At 63.2% G+C, this 14,668-nt stretch carries 11 protein-coding genes; 5 read left to right on the forward strand and 6 right to left on the reverse strand.

Going from position 1 to position 14,668, the window contains the following annotated elements:
• Nucleotides 1-40: 40 nt before the first annotated feature.
• The 4 genes from NKJ67_RS01915 to NKJ67_RS01930 form a co-directional block, all read right to left on the reverse strand.
• Nucleotides 41-2,353: a putative bifunctional diguanylate cyclase/phosphodiesterase gene (locus NKJ67_RS01915; RefSeq protein WP_127267398.1), complete on the reverse strand. Its 2,313-nt coding sequence runs from the start codon at nt 2,351-2,353 to the stop codon at nt 41-43.
• A gap of 144 nt (nt 2,354-2,497) precedes the next feature.
• Nucleotides 2,498-5,992 carry an indolepyruvate ferredoxin oxidoreductase family protein gene (locus tag NKJ67_RS01920; RefSeq protein WP_352580244.1) on the reverse strand — a complete coding sequence of 1,165 codons (3,495 nt, stop codon included), beginning with the start codon at nt 5,990-5,992 and terminating at the stop codon, nt 2,498-2,500.
• A 219-nt stretch (nt 5,993-6,211) separates the two neighbouring features.
• A complete protein-coding gene (locus tag NKJ67_RS01925) occupies nt 6,212-6,748 on the reverse strand; it encodes a hypothetical protein (protein WP_127321648.1) in 537 nt (178 codons plus the stop codon).
• Complete coding sequence (locus NKJ67_RS01930; protein WP_352580245.1) at nt 6,741-7,352, reverse strand: CGNR zinc finger domain-containing protein; 612 nt, start codon at nt 7,350-7,352, stop codon at nt 6,741-6,743. Before NKJ67_RS01930 ends, NKJ67_RS01925 begins: the two co-directional genes overlap by 8 nt.
• A 148-nt stretch (nt 7,353-7,500) precedes the next feature.
• Between NKJ67_RS01930 and NKJ67_RS01935 the strand changes: the two genes are divergently transcribed.
• The 4 genes from NKJ67_RS01935 (at nt 7,501) to NKJ67_RS01950 (ending at nt 12,005) form a co-directional block, all read left to right on the forward strand.
• Nucleotides 7,501-8,406 (forward strand): branched-chain amino acid ABC transporter permease, encoded by a 906-nt coding sequence (locus tag NKJ67_RS01935; RefSeq protein WP_352580247.1) that lies wholly within the window; start codon nt 7,501-7,503, stop codon nt 8,404-8,406.
• Between the two features lie 186 nt (nt 8,407-8,592).
• Nucleotides 8,593-9,177: a TRAP transporter small permease subunit gene (locus NKJ67_RS01940; protein ID WP_127266510.1), complete on the forward strand. Its 585-nt coding sequence runs from the start codon at nt 8,593-8,595 to the stop codon at nt 9,175-9,177.
• A complete protein-coding gene (locus NKJ67_RS01945; RefSeq protein WP_352580249.1) occupies nt 9,174-10,958 on the forward strand; it encodes a TRAP transporter large permease in 1,785 nt (594 codons plus the stop codon). Before NKJ67_RS01940 ends, NKJ67_RS01945 begins: the two co-directional genes overlap by 4 nt.
• An 18-nt stretch (nt 10,959-10,976) precedes the next feature.
• Nucleotides 10,977-12,005, forward strand: a complete 1,029-nt coding sequence (locus NKJ67_RS01950; RefSeq protein ID WP_352580332.1) for a zinc-dependent alcohol dehydrogenase family protein — start codon at nt 10,977-10,979, stop codon at nt 12,003-12,005.
• A gap of 85 nt (nt 12,006-12,090) precedes the next feature.
• Here NKJ67_RS01950 and NKJ67_RS01955 read toward each other — a convergent pair whose 3' ends face one another.
• On the reverse strand, nt 12,091-13,200 hold the full coding sequence (locus tag NKJ67_RS01955) for a TRAP transporter substrate-binding protein (RefSeq protein WP_013528215.1): 1,110 nt from the start codon (nt 13,198-13,200) through the stop codon (nt 12,091-12,093).
• Nucleotides 13,201-13,462: 262 nt separating this feature from the next.
• Here NKJ67_RS01955 and NKJ67_RS01960 point away from each other — a divergent pair, with 262 nt between their 5' ends.
• Nucleotides 13,463-14,236, forward strand: coding sequence for a gamma-glutamyl-gamma-aminobutyrate hydrolase family protein (locus NKJ67_RS01960; protein WP_127266508.1), 774 nt, complete (start codon nt 13,463-13,465; stop codon nt 14,234-14,236).
• Here NKJ67_RS01960 and NKJ67_RS01965 read toward each other — a convergent pair whose 3' ends face one another.
• Nucleotides 14,237-14,641 (reverse strand): hypothetical protein, encoded by a 405-nt coding sequence (locus tag NKJ67_RS01965; protein ID WP_352580333.1) that lies wholly within the window; start codon nt 14,639-14,641, stop codon nt 14,237-14,239. It lies immediately after the preceding gene.
• Nucleotides 14,642-14,668 lie beyond the last annotated feature (27 nt).

The raw sequence follows: 14,668 nt of genomic DNA on the forward strand, positions 1-14,668 counted from the left end.
GTAAATTTTTATGAAAAGGCGACATTCTTCCCGGCACCGGTCAGCGGCGTGCGGCTCTCTTGGCTGTATTGATGTCCTTGGCGAAGGGCCATACCGTGTTCGACATGGTCTCGATGCCGGAAGCGCTGAGCGCCGAACCGAACAGGAACCCCTGGACAAGGTCGGGCTTGACCTGCAGCGCCAGTATCTTGAGCTGCTCGAAGGTCTCTACACCCTCGACGGTGACCGAAAGCCCCAGCGGCCGCGATAGGTTGACGATACCCTTGAGCAGCTCGAGCGAACGGGGGTTCTGGGTGACGTCCATCAGGAACGAGCGGTCGATCTTGATCTTGTCGAGCGGCAGTTTGTGCAGATAGCTCAGGCTCGAATAGCCGGTGCCGAAATCGTCGAGCGCGATGCGTACGCCGATCTGCTTCAGCTCCTCGATATACTGGCGCGTCAGCGACTTGTCGTCGAGCAGCGCCGTTTCGGTGACCTCGATCTCGAGCCGGGAGGCGGCGAGGCCGGAGCCGGCCAACGCATCGCGAACCTTCTGGATGACGTCGCGGTTGCGGAAATCCTTGGCCGAGAGATTGACCGAGACGCTGGTCTGGTCCGGCCATTTGGCGCATTCGGCGCAGGCTGCCTGCAGCACGAAGGTGCTGATCTCGGAAATGATGCCCATTTCCTCGGCCAAAGGAATGAAGATGCTGGGCGAGATCGGCCCGAGATCGGGATGATCCCACCGGCACAACGCCTCGCAGCTGGCTATACGCATGGTGCTCATCGCCACGATCGGCTGATAGACCACCCTCAAGCCCTTGCTTTCCACGGCTGTACGCAGGTCCGCCTTCATCAGCTGACGGTTGCGGAAGGCGGCATCCATCGAGGCTTCGAACAGCCGCCAGCTGTTCTTGCCGAGCTCCTTGGCCTTGTAGAGCGCCAGGTCCGCCTTGACGATCATGGCGTCGACATCGGTATCCTTGACCCGTGACAGCACCGCGCCGCCGCTGGCCTGAATGCGCAGCCCGTGACCGGCGACGTCGACTTCCCCTTGCAGGCCGGCGAAAATCTCGTCGAGCTGGCTGGTCAGATGACTCTCATCCTCGACGCGGTCGAAGAAGATCATGAACTCGTCGCCACCGAAACGGCTGACCGTGATATCTTGCCTGGCAATGGCGGCAAGCCGCTCGGCAACGGCATAGATCAAGCCATCGCCGATCGGATGGCCAAGCGTGTCGTTGACGCTCTTGAAATCGTCGAGGTCGAGCACCGCAAGGCCGCAGAGACGATCGCGATCGCCTGATACCATGGCCTCGCCTACCAGTTCATGGAAATAGGCGCGGTTGGGCAGGCCGGTGAGGTTGTCGTAACGTGCCATGAAGCGGATCTTGTCTTCCGCCTCGACACGGGCGGTGACGTCCTCGAAGGTGATGACGCCCAGTTCCTGGCTGCCTTCGCGAGCCGAGAACTCGTAATGCTGGCCGTTGGCGAGGGAAACCAGCACCTTGCGGTCGCGGCCCTCGCGCAGGGCACGCGTCAGCTGGGCCTCGATGTAGCGGCAATCCTTGGGCGCCAGCATGCCGCCGGCGACACCGCGCATCAACAGACCATGGATCGACCGGCCGAGCAGCGCGTCGGGCGACTTGAGCGACATCAGATGCGCGGCCTCGGCATTGGCCACCGCGACGCGGCCGTCCGGGCCGAGCATGACAAGGCCGTGCGACATGGTGTTGAGCGCTCGGTTGAAGCGCTGGGCGATGCGATTGGCCTTTTTTTCCTCGGACAGGGCGGCGAAGAGCACCTCGCGGACCAGATCGGCGAAGCGCTTGATGGCAAAAAGAAATGGCGCCGAAAGCAGGCCGAGAATGAAGTGATAGGGATCGCCCCGCAGGATGAAGCCCAGCGAGATCGGCCAAGTCATGGTCATAATGAAGATCACGACCATCCTGGGCGAACCATAGTTGCGGCCAGCAATAGACGTGGCGGAGGCAAGCGTCACGCAGACGGCAGCTATTTCCGCGAACGGGTCATAGGCAAGATAGATGCCGACAAAGCAAAAGGCACCAAGCATGAAGCCATGCATCGAGCCGTACAGTATGTAGTCGTTCTCGCGGCGACGCGCCTCTTCCCAATTTTGAGGCGAAGGAGCGTGACGATATTTCCTGATGTTGCGAAGACGAAGGAAGGCGACAGCCAGCAGTCCGAGGGTGACGGCGAGATAGGCCGGATCCATGGTTTTCCAGTAAACCAGCACGACCAGCAGGGTTTGGGCAAAGAATCCTATCGAAAGCGTCAACCCGTCGCGAAACAAGGTTTCCACGAACGGAATGTAGACGTCGACCGGAATCTCGTTCTTCTTTATCAGATTCAACGCCTGAATCCCAACCCTGGGGAGCCAAGCAGTGCCACATCCGCCTTAAGAAAGATTTAGAGAGGCCCCGCCGCTCCTGCCGTCAAGCCGGGTGACGCAACGGAAAGCAAGGAAATTGTCGTTCAGGTAAACAAGGCGTATCGATCATTCCGCGGCCTGAAGTTTCGGCCGCGCCGGCGTACTCGATAGGCGTTCGAGCAGCCTTTGGCGTTCGCTCGAAGCCTTGTCGGCGCTGGCTCGACGGACGTGACCATAGCCGCGAATGAGGGCCGGCACCGAGGCCAGCGCAACGGCCGCATCGACCCTGGCCGGGGCCAGCGATCCGGCGATGAGCTCCAGATCCGCCTCATACTGCGCCAGCAGCCGTCGCTCCATGCGCCGTTCGGCGGTATAGCCGAACAGGTCGAAGGCGGTGCCGCGCAGGCCCCTCATCGCCGCCAGCACGCGAAAACCCTTCATCATCCACGGGCCGAAGCTCGATTTCCGGGGGCTTCCGTCATTGCCGCGACGGCCCATGATCGGCGGCGCGAGGTGGAATTCGAGCCTTTCGTAGCTCTGGAACTGCTTGCCCAGTTCGGCGGCGAAAGAGCCGTCGGTGTAGAGCCGCGCCACCTCGTATTCGTCCTTGATCGCCATCAGCTTGAACAGGTTCCTGGCGGCGGCCTGCGATACCGTGGTCGACCCAGGTACGGCCTTCGCTTCGGCGGCGCGCAAAACGGCCAGTTTTTCGGCATAACGCCTGCCATAGGCGGCGTTCTGATAGGCTGTCAGGAAGGCGACGCGGCGGGCGATGATATCGTCCAGTGTCTCGGCGACATCCGTGCCCGGGCCGGCCTTTCCAGCGACGGCTGGACCCGGCTGGGCAACGAGGCCGCGCACGAATTCCGGCTGATGGGCAGCGCGACGTCCCCAGCGGAACGCGGCGACGTTCATCGCCACGGCTTCGCCATTGAGCTCGATCGCCTTCTCGACCGCCTCGGCGGATAGCGGCAGCCCGCCATGCTGGAAGGCAAAGCCGAGCATGAACATGTTGGCGCCGAGCGAGTTGCCGAAAAGTGCCGTGGCGGTGCGGGTAGCGTCGAAGAAATGCGCCTTGTCGTCGCCCGCGGCCGCACGGATCGCCTTTTTCAGCCGCTCTATCGGCAACGAAAAATCCGCCGAGCGGGCAAATTCGCCAGGCATGATCTCGGCGGTGTTGGCGACGAAGATGGTGTGGCCCTCGCGCACCGCGGTCAGCACCTTCTTGGCGCCCGACACGACGAGATCGCAGCCAAGCACCAGATCGGCCTTGCCGGCCGAAACGCGGATGGCATGGATGTCGTCGGGGGTGCGGGCGATGCGGACATGCGTGAACACCGAGCCACCCTTCTGGGCGAGGCCGGCCATGTCGATCATGCCGCAGCCCTTGTCCTCGAGATGCGCCGCCATGCCAAGCACCGCACCTACGGTGACGACGCCCGTGCCGCCGACGCCGTCGATGATCGCCGCCCAGCCCTGCTCGCCAAGCGGGAATTGCGCCGGCACAGGCACGCCTTCCAGCGGATCGGCCTTGCCGGCCAGGCCCTCGGCCTTGCGGATCTTGGCGCCGTGCACAGTGACGAAGGACGGGCAGAAGCCGTTGACGCAGGAGAAATCCTTGTTGCAGCTCGACTGGTCGATCTTGCGCTTGCGGCCGAATTCGGTCTCGACCGGCTGGATCGAGACGCAGTTCGACTGCACGCCGCAATCGCCGCAGCCCTCGCAGACCAGCTCGTTGATGAAGACCCGCTTGTCGGGATCGGGGAAGGTGCCGCGCTTGCGGCGGCGGCGTTTTTCGGCGGCGCAGGTCTGGTCGTAGAGCAGCACGGAGACGCCTTTGACATCGCGCAGCTCGCGCTGGACGAGATCGAGGTCGTCGCGGTGATGGATGGTGGCGCCGGCCGGGAATTCGGCCTTGCCGGCATATTTTCCGGGCTCATCTGTGACGATGGCGATGCGGTCGACGCCTTCGGCGCGCACCTGCCTGGCGATCATGTCGACGGTCAGGCCGCCTTCGTGCGGCTGGCCGCCGGTCATGGCGACGGCGTCATTGTAGAGTATCTTGTAGGTGATGTTGGCATCGCTCGACAGCGCGAAGCGGATCGCCAGCGTACCGGAATGGTTGTAGGTGCCGTCGCCGAGATTCTGGAAGATGTGCTCGCGCTTGGAGAACGGCGCCTGGCCGACCCATTGCGCGCCCTCGCCGCCCATGGCCGTGAAACCGACGGTGTTGCGGTCCATCCACAGCGCCATGAAGTGGCAGCCGATGCCGGCCGCGGCGATAGAGCCGTCCGGCACCTTGGTGGACGAATTATGCGGGCAACCGGAACAGAAGAACGGTGTGCGCGAGCCGATGTCGGTGGCCTCGGTGAGCATTGCCTGGAACTGGCGCAGCTTCGCCACCCGCGCCGAAATCTCTTCGGACGGGCCGATGGTCCTGACGATCCTCTCGCCAAGCGCAATGGCGATCTCGTTGGGATCGAGCGCGCCCTTGGCCGGAAACAGCCAGTCGCCGCGCTCGTCCTTCTTGCCGATAATGACCGGTTGGGTGGCAGTGCCATAAAGGCTTTCGCGCAGCTGCACTTCGATCAGCGAGCGCTTCTCCTCGACGACGACAATGGTGTCGAGGCCGCGGGCGAAATCGGCGATGTGATGCAGGTCGAGCGGCCAGGGGCAGCCGACCTTGAACAGCCGCACGCCGATCCGGTTGGCGGCCGCCTCGTCGATGCCGATGTCCTCCAGCGCCTGACGGACATCGAGATAGCTCTTGCCCAGCGTGATGATGCCGATCTTCGGGTTGCGGCCGCCCGAATAGACGATGCGGTTCAGCCCGTTGGCAAGGATGAAGGCGGAAGCCGCGGCGCGCTTGTGCTCATGCAGCCGCTCCTCCTGACCGAGCATATCGATCTCGTGGCGGATGTTGAGACCGCCTGATGGCATGTCGAAATCCGGCACGGCGATGTTCAGCCGCTCGAGCGCGGCATCGACCGAGGCGGTCGATTCGATGTTATCCTTGACGCATTTGATCGCCGCCCAGGTACCGGCAAAGCGCGACATGGCAAAGCCGTAGAGCCCGTAATCGATGATCTCCTGGACACCGGCGGGATTGAGGATCGGCACCATCGTGTCGACGAACAGGAATTCGGTGGCGTGCGCATTGGTCGAGGATTCGGCCATATGGTCATCGCCCATCAGCGCAAGCACGCCGCCATGCTTCGACGATCCGGCGAGGTTGGCGTGGCGGAACACGTCGCCTGAGCGATCGACACCCGGTCCCTTGCCGTACCAGACCGAAAAGACGCCGTCATGAGTGCCCTCGCCCAGCAGTTCCGTCTGCTGCGTTCCCCAGCAAGCGGTGGCGGCAAGCTCCTCGTTGAGACCCGGCTGGAAGACGATGTCAGCCTGGGCGAGCTGTTTCTTCGCCTTCCAAAGCTGCATGTCGAGGCCGCCGAGCGGCGAACCGCGATAGCCGGAGACGAAGCCGGCCGTGTTCAGGCCGGCGCGGCGATCACGCTCGCGCTGCATCAGCAGCATGCGGATGACCGCCTGCGCGCCGGACAGGAAGATGCGCTCCTTTGCGAGATCGAACTTGTCGTCGAGCGCGACGTCGTGCAGCGTCATCAGGCATTTCCTCTGCGGAGGCCACGCGGGGCAGGCAGCCAACGTCGGGGTCGGATGACGCATCCTTTCTCCCCTTGCAAGGCAGGTCAAACAAAATCGCAGATGCCAGGCAACGCGCAACGGACAGTCCGCGGCCATCCTGAATCGGGTATGAAACCGATCCACGGACATTGCCCGGCGCACGAAAATTTCAGCTGCGGCCCGGATGGCCGCGACGCGTCAGCCGCCCTTCGAGCAATCCGGCTTCGGTTCGCCCGGCAGCTTGCCGTCGGGATGGCCGACGAGATCGGGATTGGCGGTGTAGAGCTGGTCGATGACCAGCGGCCGGTCGGGCAGGATCGACTGGTCTTCCGTCGACATCAGCGTGGTATCGATCTTCTGCAGGACCGCGCCGTCGGCGCCCTTGATGCTGATGGCAATCGCATAGGGCTTGTTCTTGACGACGCAGGTCAGTGCCGGGCTCTCCAGCGTCACCTTGTCGAGCTTCGGCCAGACCTTCTGCTCGACCACCAGAGGCGCGCCGCCGGCGGGATCCTGGAAGCTGGCGACCGCGACCTGGCCCTCTCCCATCGGCTTCAGCGGCCGCAGGGTCACGACATAAGTCGCCCTTGCGAGGCGGTAGTTGAAGACGAATATCTTGCCGGAAATCTCGAACAGCTTGCCTTCGTCATTGCCGCTATCGCGGCAGGCGCCCAGCGCAACGGCCGCGATGAGTGCCACGCCGACAAGGATCGAACGGGAAAGGCCGCTACGCATTCCTGACCTCATTTTCCGCCATGCGACGGCGACGATAGTGACGGCTTGCCTTCTGCCTGTTGCCACACACCGCCATGTCGCACCAAAGGCGGCTGGAATTGCGGCTTCTGTCGACGAACAGCCAGGTGCAATTGGGACAGATCCTGAGCCTCGCGACGGTGTCGTCGCGCAGAAGCGACAACGCCGAAACCGCCAGTGCCACCTCGAAGGCGATCGGCGTCAGGGGATCACCGAACGGCCTCCCCGGCGCACCGATCTCGGTCCGGCTGCCGGCAAGGCCATCGGCGCAAGCTCTCAGGAATCCGGGCAGATCAGTGGTGGCAACCGCGCCCTTCGACGCCGCTCCACGAAACAGCCGGTCGGTCGCCTCGCGGATCGACAGCACGACGGGTGCAATCGCCACCGCCGAGGATACCGCCAATGGCCTATCGCCAAGTTCGGCAGCGCGAAAGCGGCTCGCCGCATCGGCGAAGCGGGCAATCTCGGCCGGATCGTCGAAGCGATCGAAGGTTCGCCCCGGATCGCCGCGCAGCACGACGGTGTTCGCTGTGTCGAGCGCAAGCAGGCCGCCGGTGAAGCGGTGCGGGGTCCAGGATACCGTCATGGCCAAAATCTAACCTATAAATCGTATTTGACAAGTTAGATTCAGCGATGCACCCTCACTCTGGGCTGCGGCGATCTTCGCAGCCTTTTGAGCCTGTCGTTGGCCAGGACCGCTTCGCACTTTTGGGCGGCATGCTTCGAGGTTTTGCATGCTCTATTTCTTCCAGCAGGTGCTGAACGGGCTGCATTCGGGCGCGCTTTATGCGCTGCTCGCCTTTGGCTATGTGCTGACCAACGGCATCCTGCACCGCACCAATCTCGCCTATGGCGCATTGTTCGCCTTTTGCGGCCAGACGATGATCCTGACCGCGGCCTTCGGCTATCAGATGCTGTGGCTGACGCTGCTGGCGGCGGTGGCGCTCGGCGTCGTCGCTGCGTTCCTCTATGCCGCGCTGATCAGCCACGTGCTGTCGCGCAGTGTCTTCGAACCTTTGGCCAACCGCACACCCAATGCAATCGTGGTGACGACGCTCGGCATCCTGCTGCTGCTGTCCGAAGCGAGCCGCATCGCCGCCGACACGCACGATCTGTGGCTGCCGCCGATGCTGGCGCAGCCTATCGTTTTCGCGCAGGGCGCCACCTTCAGGGCAACGCTGACGCTCATCCAGCTCATCGACTGCGCCGTGGTGGTGGCGGCAATCGCGCTGGCCAGCTGGGCTTTTGCCCGGTCGAGCTTCGGACGGCGCTGGCGCGCCGTCTCCGACGACCCCAAGGCAGCCGCTATGTGCGGCGTCGAGGTGCGCGCGGTGTTCCGGCACGCGGTCCTGTTCGGCGGCTTCTGCGCCGCGCTGGCCGGTGTGATGGCCGGGCTCTATTACGGCAATGTCAGCTTCGGCTCGGGCCTCGTCTACGGCCTGAAAATCCTGTTCGTGACGGCGGTCGGCGGCTATCTCTCGCCATTGCGCGCGGCACTCGGCGCGGCCGCCTTCGGCATGGCCGAATCGCTGTGGGCCGGCTATTTCCCGGTCGAATGGCGCGATGCGTGGATGTATCTGTTCCTGGTCACGACGCTGATCCTGATCGGCGCCGGCCGCGACACCGGCAAAATCGCCTGAAACGTCAGACTTTGGTTGCATGACGCCAGGGCAGATCGCCGGTATTGGGCACTGTCTGCCATGCGATGATATTTGCTCCCTCTATCCTTGTTGACCCGTCAGTCCACGCGCGGCATACCGTTGGACCACGCGGCGTGACGGACAAAAGGGGGAAGCCGGCACGCCTCCGGTACAAGGGAGGAATGCATGGCAGGGCTTCTTGCTCTATCCAGGACAATTGATCGCGCCAACGAATTCATCGGCAAGTGGATATCGTGGCTGATCCTGCTGGCGATCCTGGTGAGCGCCGCCAACGCCATTATCCGCAAGGTGTTCGACATATCCTCGAACGCTTGGCTCGAGCTGCAATGGTATCTGTTCGGCGCCGCCTTCATGCTGGCCGCCGCCTATACGCTGAAGCAGAACGAGCATATCCGCATCGACGTCGTCTACGGCCTGTTTTCACGCCGCGTGCAGCACTGGATCGACCTGCTCGGGCATCTCTTCTTCCTGATGCCGTTCGTGACGCTGATGGTGATCTATTTCGTGCCCTATGTGTCGCTGTCGTTTCGCAGCGGCGAGATGTCCAACAATTCCGGTGGTCTGATCATCTGGCCGGCCAAGGCCATCCTGCTCGTCGGTTTTTTCCTGCTCGCGCTGCAGGGCATCTCCGAGATCATCAAGAAGATCGCCATCATGCGCGGCGACATGGACGATCCCAATCCGTTCATTTCCGTGCATGAACAGGCCGAACTCGAAGCCAAGGCGCTGGCCGACGAGGTGCGCTCGTGATGGAGTTCATCGCGCAGAACATGGCACCGATCATGTTCGCTTCGCTGATCATCTTCCTGCTGATCGGCTACCCCGTCGCTTTTTCCTTGGCCGCCAACGGCTTGATGTTCTTCTTCATCGGCGTGCTGCTGTCGCCTTATTCCGGAGGATCGATCAACCTCGCCTGGCCGCTCCTGCACGCATTGCCGGATAATTTCTACGGCAGCCGGGTGATGTCGAACGACACGCTGCTGGCCATCCCGTTCTTCACCTTCATGGGCATCGTGCTCGAGCGATCGGGTATGGCCGAAGACCTGCTCGACACGATCGGCCAACTGTTCGGGCCAATCCGCGGTGGCCTTGCCTATGCGGTGATCTTCGTCGGCGCGCTCTTGGCGGCGACCACCGGCGTGGTGGCGGCTTCCGTCATCGCCATGGGCCTGATCTCGCTGCCGATCATGCTGCGCTATGGCTATGACCGCCGGCTCGCATCCGGTGTCATTGCCGCCTCCGGCACGCTTGCCCAGATCATCCCGCCGTCGCTGGTGCTGATCGTGCTTGCCGACCAGCTCGGCCGTTCGGTCGGCGACATGTATGCCGGCGCGCTGATCCCCGGCCTCGTGCTCACCGTCCTCTATATGTCCTACATCCTGATCATGTCGATCATCCGGCCGAACTCGATGCCGGCGCTGCCGCTCGAGGCCCGTACACTCGGCCATGGCGTGATGTCGCTGCTGGTGGCTTTGCTGGTCACATTAGCGGTTTCCTACGCGGCGTATCGTTATCTGGCGCCGGCGCATGGCGACAATGCCGACATTCTCGGCGCGACTGCCGGAGTCCTGTTCATCTACATCGTCGCCATTGCCGACAAACGCCTGAATTTCAACATGATGTCCAGGCTCGCGCAGCAGGTGATCATCGTGCTGATCCCCCCGCTGGCGCTGATCTTCCTGGTGCTGGGCACCATCTTCCTGGGCATCGCCACGCCGACCGAAGGCGGCGCCATGGGTTCCGTCGGCGCCTTGATCATGGCGGCGGCAAAGGGGCGCTTGTCGCTTGACGTCGTCAAGCAGGCACTGGCCTCGACGACAAGGCTATCGTCCTTCGTGCTTTTCATCCTGATCGGCGCACGGGTGTTCTCACTGACCTTCTACGGCGTCAACGGCCACATCTGGGTCGAGCACCTTTTGACGTCGCTGCCGGGCGGCGAGGTCGGCTTCCTGATCGGCGTTAACATGCTCGTCTTCTTCCTCGCTTTCTTCCTCGACTTCTTCGAATTGGCGTTCATCATCGTACCGCTGCTGGCGCCCGCCGCCGACAAGCTCGGCATCGACCTGATCTGGTTCGGCGTGCTCCTGGGCGTCAACATGCAGACCAGCTTCATGCACCCGCCCTTCGGCTTCGCGCTGTTCTACCTGCGTTCGGTGGCTGCGCGCGTGCCCTATCTCGATCGTCTCACCGGCAAACAAATCGCGCCGGTGACCACCGGGCAGATCTATTGGGGCGCGGTGCCCTTTGTCTGCATCCAGGTGATCATGATCGGGTTGACCATCGCCTTCCCGCAAATGGTGATGCACTACAAGGGAACGACCGTCGATCCGGGCACGATCGACTACCAGGTGCCGGAGATGCCCGGCCTGTCGCCGCTCGGCACGCCGCCGGCGGATGGCGCAGCGCCTGCCGGCGGCGGCACGGCTCCCGCCGCCCCCGATCTATCGCAGCCGCCGAGCTTCGGCGACTCGCCGCCGGCCAAGCCGGCAACGCCACAGCCCGACCTGTCGCAACCGCCAAGCATCAACTGAACCGGCATGGTCAAAACCATGAAAGCGGTGCGGCTGGAAGCAGTGGGCGGCATCACGCTGCGCGACGTCGACATGCCTGACATCGGTGCGGATGAGCTACTGGTGCGCATCGAAGCCTGCGGCGTCTGCGGCACGGATCGGCATCTGTTTCACGGCGAATTTCCGTGCACGCCGCCGGTGACGCCCGGCCATGAGTTCTCCGGTCTCGTCGAGGCGATCGGAAAATCGGTCTCGGGTTTTGCCATCGGCGATCGTGTCACCGGCGACCCCAACATCGCCTGCGGGCGCTGCGTCCGTTGTCACGCGGGACAAGTCAATCTCTGCAGCAATCTGCGCGCCATCGGCATTCATCGCGATGGCGGCTTTGCCGAATATCTTGCCTTGCCGCAGAAGCAGGCTTTCGTCCTGCCTGCGGGTCTCGATCCCATGCACGGCGCGTTCTGCGAGCCGCTCGGCTGTTGCCTGCACGGCGTCGACCTTGCCGGGATCAAACCGGGCAGCTCGGTGGTCGTGCTTGGCGGCGGCGTGATCGGCCTGCTCACCGTGCAGCTGGCAAGATTGGCGGGAGCCACGACCATCATCCTGTCGACCAGGCAAGCCTCGCGGCGCGCCCTCGCCGAGGACCTCGGCGCGACAATGACTATCGATCCAACCACCGCCGATGTCATCGATGCCATCGCCGGACCGGTGGGGCTGGTGCCAGGCGGTGTCGACGTCGTCTTCGAATGTGCGGGCGTGCGAGAGACCGTCGAGCAGTCGATGCGGCTGGCCCGCGCCGGTGGCACGGTCGTCATCGTCGGCGTGACGCCGCAAGGCGTGAAAGCTGAATTCGAGCCGTTCGACCTGCTGTTCCGGGAACTAAAGGTGCTCGGTTCCTTCCTCAATCCCTACACCCATCGCCGCGCCGCCGAACTCATCGCTTCCGGTGCGATCGAGATCGACAGGCTGATCTCCAGGCAGGTGTCGCTTGAAGAAGCGCCAGCGGTGATCGCCAATCCGCCGGCGCCCGGCGAGGTCAAGGTTCTGGTGGTGCCGCGCCGAGGCTGAACCGTCGGCTTCGCCTCCCGGCATATGCAGAAAAGCTCCCTGAGCGGGTTCCGCCCAGAGAGCTTTTGAGCAGAAGTCCGGCCGACTACAGCTTGCCGTTGCGCTGCTGGACCATCATGAAGGTGTCGTAATTGTATTCGGCCACCTGCGCCCAGAGATAATGCTCCTTGCGGAAGCCCTTGATCGATTCCCAGATCTTCTTGAACGGGGCGTTGGAGGCTTCCATTTCGGTATAGACCTCGTTGGCCTTTTCGAAGCAGGCAGCCATGATCTCCTGGCTGAACGGGCGCAGTTTCGCGCCGCCGGCCACCAGTCGCTTCACCGCCGCAGGGTTCAGATAATCGTATTTCTGCAGCATGTTGGCGTCGGCCGCCTGCGCGGCAGTGTGCAGCAGCGACTTGTACGTCGGCGAAAGTTCTTCGTACTTCGCCTTGTTGAACATCAGGTGGACGGTCGGGCCGCCCTCCCACCAGCCGGGATAGTAATAATAGGGCGCGACCTTATAGAAGCCGAGCTTCTCGTCGTCATAGGGACCAACCCATTCGGCCGCGTCGATGGTGCCTTTCTCCAGCGCGGGATAGATATCACCGCCGGCGATCTGCTGCGGCACGACGCCGAGCTTCTGCACCACCTTGCCGGCAAAACCGCCGATTCGCATCTTGAGGCCGGAAAGGTCGGCCACCGTGTTGATTTCCTTGCGGAACCAGCCGCCCATCTGGACGCCGGTGTTGCCGCCCGGCAGGCCGAAAAGGCCCTGCGTGGCGAGAAACTCGTTGAACAGGTCGATGCCGCCGCCATGGTAATGCCAGGCATTCATGCCACGTGCGTTGAGCGAAAAGGGAACCGCCGCACCCAGCGCCCATGTCGGGTCCTTGCCCCAGTAATAATATGCCACCGTATGACAGGCCTCGACCGTGCCGGCCGTGGTGGCGTCGGCGGCCTGCAGGCCAGGCACCAGCTCACCGGCAGCAAAAACCTGAATCTGGAAATTGCCGTCGGTGGCTTCCGACAGCATCTTCGAGAACACCTCGGCGCCGCCATAGATGGTATCGAGCGACTTCGGGAAGGACGACGCCAGCCGCCATGTCACCTTGGGATTGGACTGGGCGATTGCAGGCGCTGCCAGCGTGGCCGCCGCCGCGGCGGCACCGACGCCGGTGACACCGGCCTTGCGAATGAATGAACGACGATCCATGAAGTTCCTCCCTTTTGGATCAACAGGCCGACGTCAGGAAATCCTCGGTTTCCGTGTCGGTTCGTTCGAGACAATACACGGGCAAGAAGTCGAGTCCAGCACGGCGGCCCGATTTGACGGCGAAGCCCGGCTGCCCTGCAACTATAGTCTAACAGGCCGTTTCGTGGCCCATGCGACACGCCGAAACTTGGCATGGAAAAACAACCGGGGATCGCCTATTTTAGCGGCAGGTATCCCTTGCCCAGATGGAACACAGAGCAAAATGCATCAGCCGCTCGTCGCCATATCGACCGACGTTCGTCAGTTCGACAACTACACTTGGCACGCCGCCCCGCAGCAATATCTGGAAGCGGCGATCACCGGCGCCGGCGTGTTCCCGCTGTTGGTGCCGTCATTTGGCGACCGGCTCGACTTCGACGAGCTCCTGTCGTCGGTGGACGGCGTCATGGTCACCGGCTCGAAATCCAATGTGCATCCCTCGCTCTATGGCGGCGACGCCAGCGAAGCCAATGGCCCCTATGATCCGGCGCGCGACGCCACGACGCTGCCGCTGATCCGCCGGGCGATCGAACGCGGCGTGCCGCTGCTCGCCATCTGCCGCGGCATCCAGGAATTGAACGTGGCGCTGGGCGGCACGCTCGGCACCGAGATCCAGGAGCGCGAGGGCTCGCTCGACCACCGCGCGCCGGTGAGCGACAAGCAGGACGAACGCTTCGCCATCCACCAGACCATTTCGATCAAACCTGACAGTTGCCTGGCCGGTGTGTTCGGTGCCGGCGACATCAAGGTCAATTCGTTGCACCGCCAAGCCATCGACCGGCTCGGCTCGAAGCTGCAGGTCGAGGCCGTCGCCACCGACGGCACGGTCGAGGCGGTTTCGGTGCGCGACGCCCGCGCCTTCGCCGTCGGCGTGCAATGGCACCCGGAATACTGGGTCAAGTCGGACAGCAATTCGGTGAAAATATTCCGGGCCTTCGGCGATGCGGTTCGGCTGCACGCCGCAGCGAAGGCTGGCGCGCGGGCCGCAGCGGAATAATCAGTCACCAGATTTCTTATCGCCTATGGCCGCCAGCGACAGCAGCGGCAGCGCTGGGGCATAGGATTCGTAGCCGTCGCCGTCGGCAGTCGCGAAGGTGACGATCGGATCGACGCCGTTGGCGCTGAAGGCGACCGTGCCGTCGTTTTGCTCGCGCCAGAACTTCGCCTGCTCTATGCCCGGCAAGAGCCGGCGGCATTTCGGAGCAACGGTGAGCAGCGACAAACCGTCCGAAATTTCGGCCCCGCGGCTGACTGCACAGACCGCCTCATCGCCATTGGCGACCAGCCTGTAGCTGTTGGACGGGGCGGCCTCGTTGGCCACGCTTTCCCCGCTGCCGCCATGAAACAGCTGAATGCCACCAAACAGCGCTGCGGCAGCGATCAATGCGGAAAGTGCTTTCATCATTCTTCATCCACATACACGGATAGG

Origin of the sequence: Mesorhizobium sp. M0088 (assembly GCF_040322895.1) — a bacterium.
In the GTDB taxonomy this organism is placed as follows: Bacteria; Pseudomonadota; Alphaproteobacteria; order Rhizobiales; family Rhizobiaceae; genus Mesorhizobium.

Excerpts from the sequence above, each read along its gene's own strand:
- NKJ67_RS01920 (WP_352580244.1), bottom strand. The coding sequence starts at position 5,992 with ATGACGCTGCACGACGTCGCGCTCGACGACAAGTTCGATCTCGCAAAG.
- NKJ67_RS01925 (WP_127321648.1), bottom strand. The coding sequence starts at position 6,748 with ATGCGTAGCGGCCTTTCCCGTTCGATCCTTGTCGGCGTGGCACTCATC.
- NKJ67_RS01930 (WP_352580245.1), bottom strand. The coding sequence starts at position 7,352 with ATGACGGTATCCTGGACCCCGCACCGCTTCACCGGCGGCCTGCTTGCG.
- NKJ67_RS01935 (WP_352580247.1), top strand. The coding sequence starts at position 7,501 with ATGCTCTATTTCTTCCAGCAGGTGCTGAACGGGCTGCATTCGGGCGCG.
- NKJ67_RS01940 (WP_127266510.1), top strand. The coding sequence starts at position 8,593 with ATGGCAGGGCTTCTTGCTCTATCCAGGACAATTGATCGCGCCAACGAA.
- NKJ67_RS01950 (WP_352580332.1), top strand. The coding sequence starts at position 10,977 with ATGAAAGCGGTGCGGCTGGAAGCAGTGGGCGGCATCACGCTGCGCGAC.
- NKJ67_RS01955 (WP_013528215.1), bottom strand. The coding sequence starts at position 13,200 with ATGGATCGTCGTTCATTCATTCGCAAGGCCGGTGTCACCGGCGTCGGT.
- NKJ67_RS01960 (WP_127266508.1), top strand. The coding sequence starts at position 13,463 with ATGCATCAGCCGCTCGTCGCCATATCGACCGACGTTCGTCAGTTCGAC.
- NKJ67_RS01965 (WP_352580333.1), bottom strand. The coding sequence starts at position 14,641 with ATGAAAGCACTTTCCGCATTGATCGCTGCCGCAGCGCTGTTTGGTGGC.